The organism is Lawsonibacter hominis, from assembly GCF_014287895.1.
Taxonomy (GTDB): Bacteria; Bacillota; Clostridia; order Oscillospirales; family Oscillospiraceae; genus Lawsonibacter_A; species Lawsonibacter_A hominis.
In genome coordinates, this window is sequence record NZ_JACOPP010000008.1 from 110535 (window position 1) to 125514 (window position 14980).

Annotated in this window: 15 protein-coding genes; 9 read left to right on the top strand and 6 right to left on the bottom strand. The window is 63.2% G+C overall.

Annotated features, from left to right (window positions below; translation table 11 throughout):
• Window positions 1-53 precede the first annotated feature (53 nt).
• Window positions 54-314 carry a hypothetical protein gene (locus H8S57_RS08005; protein ID WP_186907557.1) on the bottom strand — a complete coding sequence of 87 codons (261 nt, stop codon included), beginning with the start codon at window positions 312-314 and terminating at the stop codon, window positions 54-56.
• Window positions 315-457: 143 nt separating this feature from the next.
• Between H8S57_RS08005 and H8S57_RS08010 the strand changes: the two genes are divergently transcribed.
• The 4 genes from H8S57_RS08010 (at window position 458) to H8S57_RS08025 (ending at window position 4754) form a co-directional block, all read left to right on the top strand.
• The gene (locus H8S57_RS08010; RefSeq protein WP_186907558.1) at window positions 458-787 is read left to right on the top strand and encodes a helix-turn-helix domain-containing protein; all 330 of its coding nucleotides are present in this window, start codon (window positions 458-460) and stop codon (window positions 785-787) included.
• A 679-nt stretch (window positions 788-1466) separates the two neighbouring features.
• Entirely contained in the window at window positions 1467-3383 is a 1917-nt protein-coding gene (locus tag H8S57_RS08015; protein WP_186907559.1) for an NAD(+) synthase, read from the top strand.
• 202 nt (window positions 3384-3585) lie between these two features.
• Window positions 3586-4182, top strand: a complete 597-nt coding sequence (locus H8S57_RS08020; protein ID WP_186907560.1) for a chromate transporter — start codon at window positions 3586-3588, stop codon at window positions 4180-4182.
• Window positions 4179-4754 carry a chromate transporter gene (locus tag H8S57_RS08025; RefSeq protein ID WP_186907561.1) on the top strand — a complete coding sequence of 192 codons (576 nt, stop codon included), beginning with the start codon at window positions 4179-4181 and terminating at the stop codon, window positions 4752-4754. Before H8S57_RS08020 ends, H8S57_RS08025 begins: the two co-directional genes overlap by 4 nt.
• A 58-nt stretch (window positions 4755-4812) precedes the next feature.
• Here H8S57_RS08025 and H8S57_RS08030 read toward each other — a convergent pair whose 3' ends face one another.
• From H8S57_RS08030 to proB, 4 genes are all read right to left on the bottom strand, one after another.
• On the bottom strand, window positions 4813-5673 hold the full coding sequence (locus tag H8S57_RS08030) for a C39 family peptidase (protein ID WP_186907562.1): 861 nt from the start codon (window positions 5671-5673) through the stop codon (window positions 4813-4815).
• Between the two features lie 243 nt (window positions 5674-5916).
• Window positions 5917-6255, bottom strand: coding sequence for a hypothetical protein (locus H8S57_RS08035; RefSeq protein WP_186907563.1), 339 nt, complete (start codon window positions 6253-6255; stop codon window positions 5917-5919).
• A 96-nt stretch (window positions 6256-6351) separates the two neighbouring features.
• The gene (locus tag H8S57_RS08040) at window positions 6352-7599 is read right to left on the bottom strand and encodes a glutamate-5-semialdehyde dehydrogenase (RefSeq protein WP_186907564.1); all 1248 of its coding nucleotides are present in this window, start codon (window positions 7597-7599) and stop codon (window positions 6352-6354) included.
• A gap of 1 nt (window position 7600) precedes the next feature.
• Entirely contained in the window at window positions 7601-8431 is an 831-nt protein-coding gene (gene proB / locus H8S57_RS08045; RefSeq protein WP_186907565.1) for a glutamate 5-kinase, read from the bottom strand.
• 196 nt (window positions 8432-8627) lie between these two features.
• Between proB and H8S57_RS08050 the strand changes: the two genes are divergently transcribed.
• From H8S57_RS08050 to eno, 5 genes are all read left to right on the top strand, one after another.
• A complete protein-coding gene (locus tag H8S57_RS08050; RefSeq protein ID WP_186907566.1) occupies window positions 8628-9116 on the top strand; it encodes a tRNA (cytidine(34)-2'-O)-methyltransferase in 489 nt (162 codons plus the stop codon).
• A 106-nt stretch (window positions 9117-9222) separates the two neighbouring features.
• The gene (locus H8S57_RS08055; protein WP_186907567.1) at window positions 9223-10416 is read left to right on the top strand and encodes a phosphoglycerate kinase; all 1194 of its coding nucleotides are present in this window, start codon (window positions 9223-9225) and stop codon (window positions 10414-10416) included.
• 67 nt (window positions 10417-10483) lie between these two features.
• Window positions 10484-11257: a triose-phosphate isomerase gene (gene tpiA, locus H8S57_RS08060; protein WP_186907568.1), complete on the top strand. Its 774-nt coding sequence runs from the start codon at window positions 10484-10486 to the stop codon at window positions 11255-11257.
• A 200-nt stretch (window positions 11258-11457) separates the two neighbouring features.
• Window positions 11458-12975, top strand: coding sequence for a 2,3-bisphosphoglycerate-independent phosphoglycerate mutase (gpmI, locus tag H8S57_RS08065; RefSeq protein WP_186907569.1), 1518 nt, complete (start codon window positions 11458-11460; stop codon window positions 12973-12975).
• A 136-nt stretch (window positions 12976-13111) separates the two neighbouring features.
• Window positions 13112-14413 (top strand): phosphopyruvate hydratase, encoded by a 1302-nt coding sequence (gene eno, locus H8S57_RS08070; RefSeq protein ID WP_186907570.1) that lies wholly within the window; start codon window positions 13112-13114, stop codon window positions 14411-14413.
• 395 nt (window positions 14414-14808) lie between these two features.
• Here the strand turns inward: eno and H8S57_RS08075 are convergent, their stop codons facing one another.
• Window positions 14809-14979, bottom strand: a complete 171-nt coding sequence (locus H8S57_RS08075; protein WP_369807604.1) for a 3-keto-5-aminohexanoate cleavage protein — start codon at window positions 14977-14979, stop codon at window positions 14809-14811.
• Window position 14980: the final 1 nt, after the last annotated feature.

Here is a 14980-nt window from a genome sequence, read left to right on the forward strand (position 1 = left end):
TCCCCATCACAGCCTTGCTTGCGCAGTTACTATATCACCCGCCGGGCCGGTTGTCAAGAGGGGGAGGGCGCGGCGGCGGCAATCGCGTCCAGCAAGGAGCGGCGGCAGGCGGAGGCGTCCGCCCCCGGCGCACGCAGGCCGGACAGATAGGTCAGCGCTTCCTGCCACATGGCCGCGGAGAAGTCGCCGGCCGGAGTCCGCACAAGCGCGTCTTGGAGCGCCGGAGCCAGCAACGGGTCGCGCAGATCGGACAGGCAGGCGACGCCCGTCAGCACGGCCAGATGATCCAACAGATCGCAGGATGGGGCGTGCATAGTAAAACTCCTCGAATTTAGAGATATAAGTGTATAATCGTATTATAAAGCGCATAAAATACCATGTCAAGTGTAAAAAACACTCTTGGATTATTCTTTGAACCGTAAGAGACTACTAAAATAAGAAAAAAGAGGTGATAAGGATGGGCTTGGATTATCAGCAGATCGGACAGCGGATCGCGGTCCGGCGCAGGGCGCTGGGGCTGCGGCAGACACAGGTATGCGAGCGGTGCGATATCAACAGCAATTACCTTTCCAATATCGAGCGGGCCAGGTCCATCCCCAGCCTGGAGGTCTTCATGCGCATCTGCGCGGCGCTGGATGCCACGCCGGACGAATTTTTAGTGGGGACCGCCCGCAGCGAGGAGAACGAAACCTGGAGAGATGTATCCGAACTGCTGCGGGGACTGGACGGAAAGCGGCTGGAACTGGCGAAAAACTTTCTCTGCTGGCTGCGGGAGCAGGAGCTGTAGGGGAGAGGCCGGCAAGCCCCGCCGCAGGCCCGATATTTACAGTTTATTCACAAAGAAGACACGAATTGGCCTTATTTACAAGGTATGATACAGACAGATTCAGAAATGAATCACAAAGACCATCCTCCCAAACCAATTCCTCTCTTATCCCTCTCCAACACCTTTGCAAAAACACAACACACACCCGAAAAGCCCCGGCCGGAAGGCCGGGGCTTTTCGGTGCCGTCAGGGGAAGTTCCCGAAAAAAATACCGGCCCCTATCTGGACGGGCGCTACGGTATCCTGGACTATCTGCTCCGGCAGAAGCAGCGCGGGCGCATCCGGGCACCTGGGGTTTTCCGCCCACGGCAGTTATGCGGCGATGGAGCGTTTTTTGGACGCCTATGGGCAGCGCATGGAGTTCGGACAGATACAGCTTATGGTCCTTTCAGGACGCCAAAGCGAAGGGGGAACTGCTCCGGCAGCGCCAGATCCCCATCTGGATGATGGAGCCCCTGCGGGGCGGGCGGCTGGCTGCCCTGTCCCAGGAGGAAGACGGCGCGCCTCTGCGGGGGTTGCGGAGCGGCACGGGTGCGGCGGGAACGTTTTTCAAGGGGGGAGGCGTTGCAATCCGCGGCGTTTTGGGGTATCATAGTCCTGTTGCAAAAGCTGGGATCCGTTCAATAAGGAGGCGCTGACGATGCGCGATGGATTTATTAAGGTGGCGGCAGGTACGCCCAAAATTCGGGTAGCCGACTGCCGTTTTAACGCCGAGCAGGTCTTTACCCTGATGCGGGAGGCCGCCCGGCAGGGGGTGCGGGTGCTGGCGCTGCCCGAGCTGTGCCTGACGGGGTATACCTGCGCCGATCTGTTCCTGCAGGACACCCTGCTGCGGGGTGCGGAGGAGGGGCTGGCCACCGTTCTGGAGGCCACCAAAAACCTGGATATGGTCACAGCCCTGGGCCTGCCGGTGCGGCACCAGGGCAAGCTCTATAACTGCGCCGCGGTGATCCACCGGGGCGAGATCCTGGCAGTCGTCCCCAAGACGCACCTGCCCAACTACGGAGAGTTCTACGAAAGACGCTGGTTTGAGCCCGGCGGGCCCTCGGACCGGCTGTTTTCCCTCTGCGGTCAGGAGGTCTTTTTCGGCGCCGATGTGATCTTCCCCTGTGAAAGCATGCCGGGGCTTGTCCTGGGGGTGGAGATCTGCGAGGACCTGTGGGCGCCTGAGCCGCCCTCCCAGGCGCTGGCGCGGGCGGGCGCCACCCTGCTGCTGAACCTGTCCGCCAGCGACGAGACGGTGGGAAAGGACGCCTACCGGCGTTCCCTGGTGACCGGGCAGTCCGCCCGGCTGGTGTGCGGCTATGTCTATGCCGACGCGGGGGAGGGCGAGTCCTCCACCGACCTGGTCTTCGCCGGGCATGATCTGATCGCGGAAAACGGCGCGCTGCTGAACGAGCGGCGCTTTACCACCGGCCTGACGGTCAGCGAGATCGACGTGGATAAGCTCTGCTGCGAGCGGCGGCGGATGACCACGTTCCCCGGCGCGGGGGAGGGGAGGTTCGTGTCCGTCGGGTTTGCGCTGGAGCCTGCCACCACAACGCTGACCCGTTATATCTCCCCCACGCCGTTTCTCCCGGAGGACGCCCGTGACCGGGCCGGCCGCTGCGGCGAGATCCTGCGCATCGCCGCTCTGGGGCTGAAGCAGCGGCTGGAGCACACCGGGGCCAAGACCGCCGTGGTGGGACTCTCCGGCGGGCTGGACAGCACCCTGGCGGTCCTGATCACCGGGATCGCCATGGGGCTGCTGGAGCGTCCGGCCAGCGATATCATCGCCGTCACCATGCCCTGTTTCGGTACCACCGACCGCACCCGGGACAACGCCGTGGAGCTGGCTCAGCGCCTGGGGGCTACCCTGCGGCGCATCGACATCGGCTCTTCCGTGAAGAGCCACTTCCGGGATATTGGCCAGTCCATGGAGGATCACGACGTGACCTTTGAGAACGGCCAGGCCCGGGAGCGCACCCAGGTGCTCATGGACATCGCCAACCAGACCGGCGGCATCGTGGTGGGTACCGGAGACCTCAGCGAACTGGCCCTGGGCTGGGCCACTTATAACGGCGACCACATGAGCATGTACGGGGTAAACGCCTCCATTCCCAAGACGCTGGTGCGCCACCTGGTGGCTTTCGTGGCCGGGGACAAGGCCGCCGAGGATGAGGCGCTCTCCCATGTGCTGGAGGATATCCTGGACACCCCCGTCTCCCCGGAGCTGCTGCCCGCCATCGAGGGCAGGATCAGCCAGAAGACTGAGGACCTGGTGGGCCCCTACGAGCTGCATGATTTCTTCCTCTATTACGCCGTGCGCTGGGCCTTCCCGCCCCGCAAGGTGCTGCGCCTGGCGGAGCATGCCTTTGGCCGCTGCTATGACCGGGCCACGATCCTCAAGTGGCTCAAGACCTTTTACCGGCGCTTTTTTGCCCAGCAGTTCAAGCGTTCCTGCCTGCCCGACGGCCCCAAGGTGGGGTCCGTAACGCTGAGCCCCCGGGGCGATTGGCGGATGCCCAGCGATGCGGCGGCCGCGCTGTGGTTGGACGCCCTGGAGGAGCTGGCCTGATGAACCTCCATCCGGACTTGTTCCTCACCTTTGCCGGGGTGGGCGTGTGTATCCCCGGTGCGCACCGTGCGCACCGGGGGACCCCGACAGGAGATTTTGCGTCAGGCGGAAGTGAATTCCGCCTGACTTCGCGGCCGGCGCCGCGCCCCGCTGTGCGGGGCCCCCGTACACACCCGGGGAGCGGGAGAGGAGATGAGGTAAAATGAATCTCTATCTGGACTTGTTCCTCACCTTTGCCAGGGTGGGCGTGTGTACGTTTGGCGGCGGCTACGCCATGCTGCCCATACTCCAGCGGGAGATCGTGGAGAAAAAAAAATGGGCCACCGAGGCGGAGCTTACCGACTACTTTGCCATCGGTCAGTGTACGCCCGGCGTGATCGCCGTCAATACCGCCACGTTTGTGGGGCAGAAGCAGAAAAGCATCCCCGGCGGTATCGTGGCGACCCTGGGACTGGTGTTCCCCTCCATCGTGATCATTTTGGTGATCGCGGCTTTTTTGCAGAGCTTCGCCGACCTGCCTGTGGTGATCCATGCCTTTGCGGGAGTACGGGCCTGCGTATGTGCGCTGATCCTTTCCAGCGTGCTCAAGCTGCGGAAGAGCTCCCTGGTGGACGGGCCTACCGCCGTTATCTTTGCAGTGGTTCTGGTGCTGGCGGTCATCGGGAATTTCATCGCCTTCGACGGGAATACGCCCTTGGGCGCGCTGCTCAACTTCCTGCTCTCCCCGGTGGTCCTGGTCGTGGCCGCCGGTGTGGCCGGACTGTGCATCCGGGGGGCGAAGGGGGCGCTGAACGCATGATCTATCTGCGCCTGTTTTACGAGTTTTTCAAGGTGGGCCTCTTTTCCGTCGGGGGCGGTCTGGCCACCATCCCCTTCCTCAGTGATATCGGCAGCCGCACCGGCTGGTTTACCCCCGGCGATCTGGCCAACATGATCGCCATTTCCGAGTCCACACCCGGTCCCCTGGGGGTGAATATGGCCACTTATGTGGGCTTTCACGTGGGCGGCGTGCCCGGCGGTGTGATCGCTACGCTGGGACTGGTCTGCCCCGCGATCGCTATCATCGCCCTCATCGCAGGCTTCCTGAAAAAATTCCGGGAAAGCCGCGCAGTGGACGCGGTCTTTTACGGACTGAGGCCCGCGTCCACCGCCCTCATCGCCGCCGCGCTGATCCAGGTGTGCTCCATCGCGCTCATGTTCCACCCGGCGACCGGCCCGGAGCAGGGTGCGTCCGCTCAGGGGTTCTACTGGCCCGCCATCCTCCTGGCGGCGGCGGTGTTTCTCTGCCTGCAGCTCAAGCCGCTGAAGAAACTCCATCCCATTGTATTCATCGCCCTGTCCGCTGCGGCGGGTATCGTGTTTCAGATGTAACTGCGCACGGCGCGAAAAGAAGGGCCCGGACAAGTCGTCCGGGCCCTTCTTTTCGCGCTTAGGTCTCGGGGCTGGCCACCAGGAAGAGGCAGTCGCTGCCGCCCTCTTCCGCGGGGAAGGCGCCGTACATGGAAAAGTTGTACAGGAAACGTTCCGCCATGAGCACGCCGTAGCCGTCCTGACAGTGGTCGGTGGTGTCATAGGGATCGGCCACGATAAACACGTCGTCCTGCTCGGTCTCGGTGCCCATGGTATCGTAGCCGATGATGACCTGCCAGTGTCCGCCCCAGTCGTTCCAGCAGACCATGACCGGCTTGCCCTCGGCCAGCCAGCCCTGAATGGTATCCATCCAGACCTCCTCCGCCGGGGCCGCGTAATCCAGGGTGGTGGTGTATGTAAAGCCGCCTACGCCGTCGAACAGGTCCATGGCCTGCTTCAGCGTGGTGCCGGGATATCCCTCCAGCGCGGTGCCGTCCAGAGAGTGGCGCAGCGCGGAGAGCGTCTCCTCGTTCCAGCCGTCCAGCCGGTCGTACCAATTGAGCACCATCAGGGCGCTGGTGACGCCGCAGGCCCATTCGCTGGTCTGCTGCATGGTCTCAAAGCCGGTGAGGATGGTGCGCGTATCGCTGGACTGCATATGGTAGTAGTCCGGATGGGCAAAGTAAGGGGAATCCGGGTGGTCGCCCAGCCGCTCCACGGAGTCGGCGCCGTCCTCGGGGGAGAGGTCGACCGCGTAGGGGATCTTCATCTCGTCGGAAAAGGCGCCGGCCGCTGCCGACGCAGTTGGTGTGGCATCCACAGGGGATGCTTGGGCCGCCCCAGTCGGCTGGACCCCTCCACCGGCGGTTTCGCCGCTGCATCCGGCCAAAAGGCCGGCGGCCAGTGTGAGGGTCAGCGCCAGAGTGACTGCTTGTTTCATTTCTCGATCTCCTTTAAAATCCGATTTCCCGCCGGCTTGCGGCGGGCTGATTGCATTATAAAGGCGAGAGGCTGGCGGCGCAATGCACAGTTTTGCCACTCTTTTCTAAAACGTTCGGGTAAAGGATAGAAGATTTGGCAAAGCTGGGCCTCTCCCAAACGGGAGAGGCCCAGCTTTGCCGAACAAGCTCCGCAGAGGCTGCGCCCGTAGGATGCAGCGCACGCGAAAAAGTGGCCATGCCGCTCAGTCCGCCAGAAGACAGCGCTCATTGCGGTCGACATAGTGGGCGTCCGCCCGGACCGTCAAGTCCCGCGGACCCGGTCCGTCAGGCAGGTAAAACCGGATGCCTGTCAACAGCAGGTCCCGGGGGAACGGACTGTGGTGGGGCGGCAGGGTAATCATCCGTACGCCCCGGCAGGCGTCCCCTTCCAGCAGCTCCAACTCCAGCGCCACCCGGCGCTCGGGAAGCAGACCCTCCAGGCGGAGGGAGCACTCCAGGATCTGCCCCCCGCCGTCAGGCCGCAGCACGCCCAAATCGGCGGTCATCAGCCCGCCGTTGAGCTCCAGCCGGCGTTCCAGCATATGCCTCACCCCCATAAAAGTCCATAGGGCAGGCCCCGAAAGGCCTGCCCTATGTAATAATGGAACACGAGGGGAGGGGGCCATACCATCCTATGCTCAGCGGGTCTGGCCGGTGCCGTAGATGATATACTTGCTGGAGGTCAGCTCCTCCAGCCCCATGGGGCCCCGCGCGTGCATCTTTTGGGTGGAAATGCCGATCTCGGCGCCCAGGCCGAACTCAAAGCCGTCGGTGAAGCGGGTGGAGGCGTTGACGTATACCGCCGCTGCGTCCACCGTATCCAGAAAACGCTGGGCGGCAAAGTAGTCGCGGGTGACGATGGCTTCGGAGTGACCGGTGCCGTGGGCGCTGATGAAGTCCACCGCCTCTTCAAAGCCGGAGACCACCTTCACCGCCAGAATGTAATCGCCGAATTCCGTATCCCAGTCCGCAGGGGAAGCGGGCGTTACAAAGTCTCCCAGGATATCCCGGGTCAGCGGGCAGCCGCGGATCGCCACGTTCCTGCTCTGCAGGAGCTGCCAGGCCATGGGCAGAAAGTCCCGGGCCACCGCCCGGTCCACCAGCAGGCATTCCGCGGCGTTGCACACCGAGGGGCGGGAGCACTTGGCGTTATAAAGAATGCGGGCGGCCATGTCCAGATCCGCCTGGGCGTGCACGTATACATGGCATACGCCCACGCCGGTCTGGATCACCGGCACCCGGGCGTTTTCCACCACGCTGCGGATGAGCCCCGTGCCGCCCCGGGGGATCAGCACGTCCAGATACGCCGTCAGATGCATCAGCTCGTTGGCGCTGTCCCGGCTGGTGTCCTCCACCAGCGCGATGCAGTCCCGGGGCAGTCCGACGTGCTCCAGCGCGTCCCGCATGACGGAAATAAGGGCCTTGTTGGAGTGGAAGGCCTCCCTGCCGCCCCGGAGGAGGACGGAATTGCCCGACTTCAGACACAGGGCGGCGGCGTCCACCGTGACGTTGGGCCGGGCCTCGTAGATGATGCCGATGACGCCCAGAGGCACCCGGCGCTTGCCGATGACGAGCCCGTTGGGACGCTGGTCCATTTTTGTCACCGTGCCGATGGGGTCCGGCAGAGCGCAGACCTGCCGCACCCCTTCCACGATGCCGCGGATGCGCCCTTCGTCCAGGGCCAGCCGATCCTGAAGGGCCGGACGCATGCCGCTGTTCCGGGCCTCGGCCAGATCCAGCGCGTTGGCGGAGAGGATTTCCTCCTGCCGGGCCGCAAGGCTCCGGGCGATGGCTTCCAAGGCCGCGTTCTTTTTGGCGGTGCCGGCGGCCGCCAGGACCCGCTCGGCATTCTTGGCGGCCAGGCCCTGGGTCTCCAGTGTGGTCATGTCAATTCCCTCCTTTTGCACCGGCGGGGGCCGCAAAACGCGTACCCACGTCCCTGCCGGATACGATATCATAAATGGCTTCCATATTCTGCCCATTTGCAATGACCATGTCGATCCCGGCGTCCATTGCCACCTGGGCGGCGTTGAGCTTGGTGACCATGCCGCCGGTGCCACGCCAGGTGCCGGTGCCGCCCGCCATGGCCCGCAGCTGAGGTGTGATGGCGTCCACCCGGTGGATGAGCCGCGCGTCCGGATGGGTGCGGGGGTCGGCGTCGTACAGCCCGTCGATGTCGGAGAGCAGGATAAGCAGATCGGCCCCGCACAGGCGGGCCACGATGGCGGACAGGGTGTCGTTGTCGCCCAGCACCTTGCACTTGCCGGTCTCGATCTCCGCCGAAGAGACCGAGTCGTTTTCGTTGACCACGGGGATCACGCCCAGCTCCAGCAGCGCTTCGAACGTATTGTGCAGGTGCGCCGACCGGACGGGGGCGTCCACATCCTCGCCGGTCAGCAGGATCTGAGCCACGGTGCGGTTATACTCGGAAAAAAGCTTGTCGTAGACGTGCATCATCATGCACTGGCCCACAGCGGCCACGGCCTGCTTCCCGCGCAGCTCGTCCGGGCGCTGCTCCAGACGCAGCTTCCGGGTGCCGATGGCGATGGCGCCGGAGGAGACCAGGACGATTTCGTGACCCATGCCCTTCAGGTCGGACAGAACCCGGGCCAGGTGATCCATATTGTGTAAATTCAGACTTCCGGTGTCCCGCGTCAGAGTGGAAGTGCCCACCTTGACCACGATACGCCGGGGCAAAAGACCTTGCTCCACGTGCATCACGCTCCCAGATGCCTATCATATCACAAATGATAAGCGCGATAAAGTGTAAAAGTAAAAAAACAGTCATTTCAGTGATTCCATAAAGAAAACCGAGCGTTTTAGTACATTTTAACGGTTTTACGGTTGAAATCCGCTCCGTTTTGGAGTACAATAAGCCCCGCTGATCATTTGAAGAGGGCTGCGAGGTGGGAAAATGCTCAATATTGTGCTTTTTGAGCCGGAAATCCCACAAAATACGGGGAATATTGCAAGAACCTGTGCGGTGACCGGGATCCGTCTTCACCTGATCCGGCCGCTGGGCTTTGATATCAGCGATAAGGCGGTCAAGCGTGCGGGGCTGGATTACTGGCATCTGGTGGACCTGCACGTGTACGACGGCCTGGAGGACTTTTTTCAAAAGACCGGCGCCCAGGATATCTGGCTGGCCAGCAGCAAGGCCCCGCGGCCCTACACGCAGGCGGCCTTCCGGGACGGGTGCTACCTGATCTTCGGCAAGGAGACCGCCGGGCTGCCCCCGGAATTTCGAGAGCGCTACCGGGAGCGCTGTATCCGCATCCCCATCCGGGCGCAGGCCCGGTGTCTGAACCTCTCGAACTCAGCGGCGATTCTGGCGTATGAAGCGCTGAGGCAGTTGGACTTCCCCGGGCTGACGGGCCGCGGCGAGATGGGGGAGGGCCGTTGAATCCCCGCCGGCGGGGCGCAAGCTGCACTCAGCCGAGGCAGATCAAATCAGTGGGGCCCCTGCAGGGCGGCGCTCTGCGGGGCGGAGATGAAAGGAGATTCTTGAGATGAATTACCACAAGAAAACGGTCAAGGATATCGACGTGGCGGGGAAAAAAGTCCTGCTGCGCTGCGATTTTAACGTGCCCCAGGACAAGACCACCGGCGCCATTACCGACGATAAGCGCATCGTGGCCGCCCTGCCCACCATAAAATACCTGCTGGAGCAGAATGCGGCGGTCATCGCCTGCTCCCACCTGGGCAAACCCAAGGAGGGGCCCGATCCCAAGTTCAGCCTGGCCCCGGTGGCCAAGCGCCTGAGCGAGCTGCTGGGCAAGCCGGTCATCATGGCCGCCGACGTGGTGGGCCCAGACGCCGCCGCCAAGGCCGCCGCCCTGAAAAACGGCGAGATTATGCTGCTGGAGAACACCCGTTTTGAGAAGGGCGAGACCAAAAACGACCCCGAGCTGGCCCGGAAACTGGCCGATATGGCCCAGGTCTACGTCTCCGACGCGTTTGGCTCCGTGCACCGCGCCCACGCTTCCACCGCCGGTGTGGCGGCTTATCTGCCCGCCGTATCCGGGTTCCTGATCGCCAAGGAACTGGAGATCATGGGCGGCGCATTGGCCGATCCCAAGCGGCCCCTGGTGGCCATTCTGGGCGGCGCCAAGGTCTCCTCCAAGATCGGCGTCATCAACAACCTGCTGGACATTGCCGACACCATCATCGTGGGCGGCGGCATGACTTATACCTTTATCAAGGCCATGGGCGGCACGGTGGGCACCTCCCTGCTGGAGGACGACTGGCTGGACTACTGCAAGGAGATGATGGCCAAGGCAAAGGAGAAGGGAGTCAAACTCCTGCTCCCGGTGGATACCGTCTGTGCCGACGCGTTTTCCGCCGACGCCAAGCCGGAACTGGTGGACACCATGAAGATCCCCGACGGGCGCATGGGCATGGATATCGGACCGAAGACCATCCAGCAGTTCTCCGACGCGGTGAAGGACGCGGGCACCGTGATCTGGAACGGCCCCATGGGCGTGTTCGAGTTCCCCGCCTTTGCCGAGGGCACCCGGGCCATCGCCAAGGCGCTGGCCGCCACCCATGCCATCACCATCGTCGGCGGCGGCGACTCTGCGGCGGCCGTGGCCCAGCTGGGCTACGCCGACCAGATGACCCACATCTCCACCGGCGGCGGCGCTTCCCTGGAGTTCCTGGAGGGCAAGGAGCTGCCCGGCGTGGCGTGCCTGCTGGATCAATAAGAAGCACGCCGCGGCGGCCGCTTGCCGCCCGCATTATGGATCGAAATGAAAGGACTGAATCATTGAAATGAACCGCCGCTATCGCAAGACCATCATCGCCGGCAACTGGAAGATGAATAAGACCCTCTCCGAGACGAAGGCCTTTGCCGAGGAGCTCAAGAATCTGCTGGGCAAGCCCAAGTGGTGCGAGGTCGTTCTGTGCGTGCCCTATGTGAACATCCCCTCCGCGGTCCGCCTGTTCAAGGATTGCCGTGTGTCCGTCGGCGCGGAGAATTGCCACTATGAGTCCCATGGCGCCTACACCGGCGAGGTGTCCGCCGAGATGCTCAAGGAAGTGGGCGTCAAGTATGTCATCATTGGACACTCTGAGCGCCGCCAGTACTATAACGAGACCGACTTCACCGTCAATAAGAAGGTCCACGCGGCCCTTGAGGCGGGATTGTACCCCATCGTCTGCGTAGGCGAGAGCCTGGAGCAGCGGGAGCTGGGCGTGACCATGGACCTGATCGCCTATCAGGTCAAGGCCGCCCTGGCAGGCGTGCCCGCCGATAAGATGCGCCATGTGGTCATCGCCTATGAGCCCCTGTGGGCCATCGGGACCGGCCGTACCGCCACCGCCGAGCAGGCCGGCGAGGTGTGCGAGGGCATCCGCACCATCGTCCGCAAGCTCTACGGAGCCCGTGTGGCACGTTCCGTTACCATCCAGTACGGCGGCTCCATGAACCCCAAAAACGCCGCGGAACTGCTTGCCCAGCCCGACGTGGACGGCGGCTTGATTGGCGGCGCGGCGCTGAAGACGCCTGATTTTGTGGAGATCGTGAACGCAGCGAATCAGGAGTAAACGCCTCTCCTGAGCCGTCCCCCTGCCCGCATAGCCGGAAGGCGCGCACAAGCGTTTGCGCAGCAAACCTTGCCGCGGGACCGATTCGCCTGGTCCGGGGAAGGCTGTGCCGCGGCCCCCGGTAAAGCGAAGCTTTGTTGGGGCGCACGGCGGCGGACGGAAAACGTACCCCGCTCTGAACAATAGATTCGAGGTTTTTTATGAGTAAAACACCGACGACCCTGATCATCATGGATGGCTACGGCCTGCGTGAGCAGCAGCAGGGCAACGCCATCGCCAACGCAAAAAAACCCCATCTGGACAAAATCTTTCAAGAGAACCCCTGCTGCCGTCTGTCCGCCTCCGGACTGGATGTGGGCCTGCCCGAGGGGCAGATGGGCAACTCGGAGGTGGGCCATACCAATATCGGCGCGGGCCGGGTGGTATTTCAGGACCTGCCCCGGATCAGCCGCGCCATTGAGGACGGGTCCTTCTTCCGGAACGAGGCCTACCTGGAGGCAATGGACGACTGCCGGGAGCGGGGAAGCGCCCTGCATCTGATGGGCCTTTTGTCCGACGGCGGCGTCCACAGCCATAACACCCACCTGTACGCCCTGCTGAAGATGGCCGGGGAGCGGGGACTGGAGAAGGTCTACGTCCACTGCTTCCTGGATGGACGGGATGTGCCGCCTTCTTCCGGCAAGGGCTTCGTGGAAGCACTGGCGGACAAGTGCGCCGAGCTCGGCGTGGGGAAGATCGCCACCGTTATGGGACGCTATTACGCCATGGACCGGGATAAGCGCTGGGACCGGGTACAGCGGGCTTATGACGCCATGACGCTGGGCGAGGGGATACAGAACCCCGATCCGGCGGACGCGGTACAAGCCTCCTATGACGCCGGGATTACCGACGAGTTTGTGGAGCCGGTGGTCTGCGACAAGGCCGGCCGGGTGCGGGAGGGGGACTCGATCATCTTCCTCAACTTCCGCCCGGATCGGGCCCGGGAGATCACCCGCTGTTTCGTGGACCCCGCCTTTACCGATGTGGAGCGGAAAAACGGAATGCCGACGGTGACCTATGTGTGCACCACCGAGTATGACGCCACGATGCCCAACGTGTCCGTGGCGTTCCCGCACCACAGGCTGGAGAATATTTTCGGGGAGTATATCGCCCGACAGGGCTATACCCAGCTGCGGATCGCCGAGACCGAGAAATATGCCCATGTGACCTTCTTCTTTAACGGCGGCGCGGAGCAGGTGTTCCCCGGGGAGGACCGCTGCCTGATCCCCTCCCCCAAGGTGGCCACATACGATCTGCAACCCCAGATGAGCGCCCCCGAGGTAGCCGCCGAGGCGGTGCGCCGCATCGAGAGCGGCAGCTACGACGTGATCATTCTCAACTTCGCCAACTGCGATATGGTGGGCCATACCGGCGTGTATGAGGCTGCCGTGAAGGCCGTGGAGGCCGTGGATGAGGGCGTGGGCAAAGTGGTGGAGGCCACCGCCAGAATGGGCGGCGTGAGCCTGATCACCGCCGATCACGGCAATGCGGAACGGATGCTGGAGGAGGACGGCGTGACCCCCTTTACCGCCCATACCACCAATCTGGTGCCGTTCTGCATCGTGGGCGCCGACGTGAAGCTGCGCCCCGGCCGCCTGGCCGATATCGCGCCTACCATGCTGGACCTGATGGGCCTGGAAAAGCCCGCCGAGATGGACGGGAGCACGCTGATCGTCTGAGCCGCGGCTGGGATCCGGCGGGAGCGCGCTCCCGCCCTGCCACAAGGCCTTCGACGGGCTTCCGGCCCGTCCCCCGCAGACCATCTCCCTGCAGGGCGGGGCGTGCCCCGCCGCCAATACGAAAGGAGTTTTTTTCATGAAGCAGATCATCGAAATCGTTGACGTACTGGGCCGCGAGATCCTGGACAGCCGCGGCAACCCCACGGTTGAGGTGGAGGTCTATCTGGAGGATGGTACGGTCGGTCGCGCTGCGGTGCCCTCCGGGGCTTCCACCGGGATCTACGAGGCCTGCGAGCTGCGGGACGGCGACAAGAGCCGTTACCTGGGCAAGGGCGTGCTCACCGCCGTACAGAACGTGAATACCGAGATCGCCGAGTGCCTGGTGGGTATGAACGTACTGGATCAGACCGAAATCGACAAGGCGCTGATCGAGCTGGACGGTACGCCCAACAAGACCAAGCTGGGCGCCAACGCCATCCTGGGCGCCTCCCTGGCCTGCGCCAAGGCAGCCGCCGAGTGCCTGGGCACCTCTCTGTACAACTATATCGGCGGAGCCAACGCCAAGGTGCTGCCCGTTCCCATGATGAATATCCTCAACGGCGGCGCCCACGCCACCAACAATGTGGAGATCCAGGAGTTCATGATCATGCCTGTGGGCGCCTGCTGCTTCCGCGAGGCGCTGCGTATGTGCGCCGAGGTGTTCCACACGCTGAAGAGCGTCCTCAAGGAGAACGGCACCCCCGCCGCCGGTGTGGGCGACGAGGGCGGCTACGCGCCCAACCTGAAAAAGGATGAGGACGCCCTGAAGGTCATCGTGGCGGCCATCGAGAAGGCGGGCTACAAGCCCGGCGAGGACTTCAAGATCGCCATCGACGCCGCCTCCTCCGAGTGGTGGAACGAGGAGGAGAAGTGCTATATCCAACCCAAGTCCGGTAAGAAGATGACCCAGCAGCAGCTGGTCAACATGTGGAAGAAGTTTGCCGATACCTATCCCATTATCTCCCTGGAGGACGGCATGGCTGAGACCGACTGGGAGGGCTGGAGCATGCTGACCCGCGCTATCGGAGATCGGGTCCAGCTGGTGGGCGACGACCTGTTCGTCACCAATACCGAGCGCCTGAAGACCGGCATTGAGAAGCAGGTGGGCAACGCCATCCTGATCAAGGTCAACCAGATCGGCACCCTGACCGAGACGCTGGACGCCATCCAGATGGCCAACCGGGCCGGCTATACCGCCATCGTCTCCCACCGTTCCGGCGAGACGGAGGATGCCACCATCGCCGATATCGCCGTGGCCGTCAACGCCGGGCAGATCAAGACCGGCGCTCCCAGCCGCACCGATCGGGTGGCCAAGTACAACCAGCTGCTCCGCATCGAGGAGGAGCTGGGCGACGTGGCGCAGTACCTGGGGATGGATGCGTTCTTTAACCTGAAGTAAATGGAAGGGACCAAACGGGGCCGCTGTCCGACGGACAGCGGCCCCGTAGGCTGTCGAAAAACCCTCCTGGGGGAAGAGCCTCGCAGAGTTCGTCGTCCGCAGACGATGGAAGGAAAGGAAGCTCCGTCATTTCCGGCGACATGCGCGTCGGAAATGACACCTCTCATGACGGACAGGGCGACTTTTCTGCAAGAATCGAGCCCTGTCCGTCATGTATTCTTCTGTCGAAAAAGGCCAAAGGCCTTTTTTGACAAGCTGAGGGGCCGCTGTCCGTCGGACAGCGGCCCCGTTTTAGCGTCGCAGGGGTCCCGCTTAAAAACTTGGGAGGACGCCTGAAGGCAATAATGCGCACCTTCATTGGGCACCCCCCCTTTCCTGCCGCGGAAAGTGGGCCGCTAACGCTTCAGGCTGAGGATCTCACGGGCCTCGTCGGGCGTGGCGACTTCCCTGCCGAACTCCTCGATGACGCGGCGGGCGCGGTCGACAAACTGCACGTTGCTGTCGGCCAGCTTGCCCTTGGAGTACATGACGTTGTCCTCCATGCCGACGCGGATATGGCCGCCCAGG

Bases quoted from the DNA above. Each gene is read 5' to 3' on its own strand.
- gpmI (WP_186907569.1), top strand. From the start codon at position 11,458: ATGAGTAAAACACCGACGACCCTGATCATCATGGATGGCTACGGCCTG.
- H8S57_RS08035 (WP_186907563.1), bottom strand. From the start codon at position 6,255: ATGCTGGAACGCCGGCTGGAGCTCAACGGCGGGCTGATGACCGCCGAT.
- H8S57_RS08015 (WP_186907559.1), top strand. From the start codon at position 1,467: ATGCGCGATGGATTTATTAAGGTGGCGGCAGGTACGCCCAAAATTCGG.
- H8S57_RS08010 (WP_186907558.1), top strand. From the start codon at position 458: ATGGGCTTGGATTATCAGCAGATCGGACAGCGGATCGCGGTCCGGCGC.
- H8S57_RS08050 (WP_186907566.1), top strand. From the start codon at position 8,628: ATGCTCAATATTGTGCTTTTTGAGCCGGAAATCCCACAAAATACGGGG.
- H8S57_RS08025 (WP_186907561.1), top strand. From the start codon at position 4,179: ATGATCTATCTGCGCCTGTTTTACGAGTTTTTCAAGGTGGGCCTCTTT.
- H8S57_RS08055 (WP_186907567.1), top strand. From the start codon at position 9,223: ATGAATTACCACAAGAAAACGGTCAAGGATATCGACGTGGCGGGGAAA.
- H8S57_RS08005 (WP_186907557.1), bottom strand. From the start codon at position 314: ATGCACGCCCCATCCTGCGATCTGTTGGATCATCTGGCCGTGCTGACG.
- H8S57_RS08040 (WP_186907564.1), bottom strand. From the start codon at position 7,599: ATGACCACACTGGAGACCCAGGGCCTGGCCGCCAAGAATGCCGAGCGG.
- proB (WP_186907565.1), bottom strand. From the start codon at position 8,431: ATGCACGTGGAGCAAGGTCTTTTGCCCCGGCGTATCGTGGTCAAGGTG.
- eno (WP_186907570.1), top strand. From the start codon at position 13,112: ATGAAGCAGATCATCGAAATCGTTGACGTACTGGGCCGCGAGATCCTG.
- H8S57_RS08020 (WP_186907560.1), top strand. From the start codon at position 3,586: ATGAATCTCTATCTGGACTTGTTCCTCACCTTTGCCAGGGTGGGCGTG.
- tpiA (WP_186907568.1), top strand. From the start codon at position 10,484: ATGAACCGCCGCTATCGCAAGACCATCATCGCCGGCAACTGGAAGATG.
- H8S57_RS08030 (WP_186907562.1), bottom strand. From the start codon at position 5,673: ATGAAACAAGCAGTCACTCTGGCGCTGACCCTCACACTGGCCGCCGGC.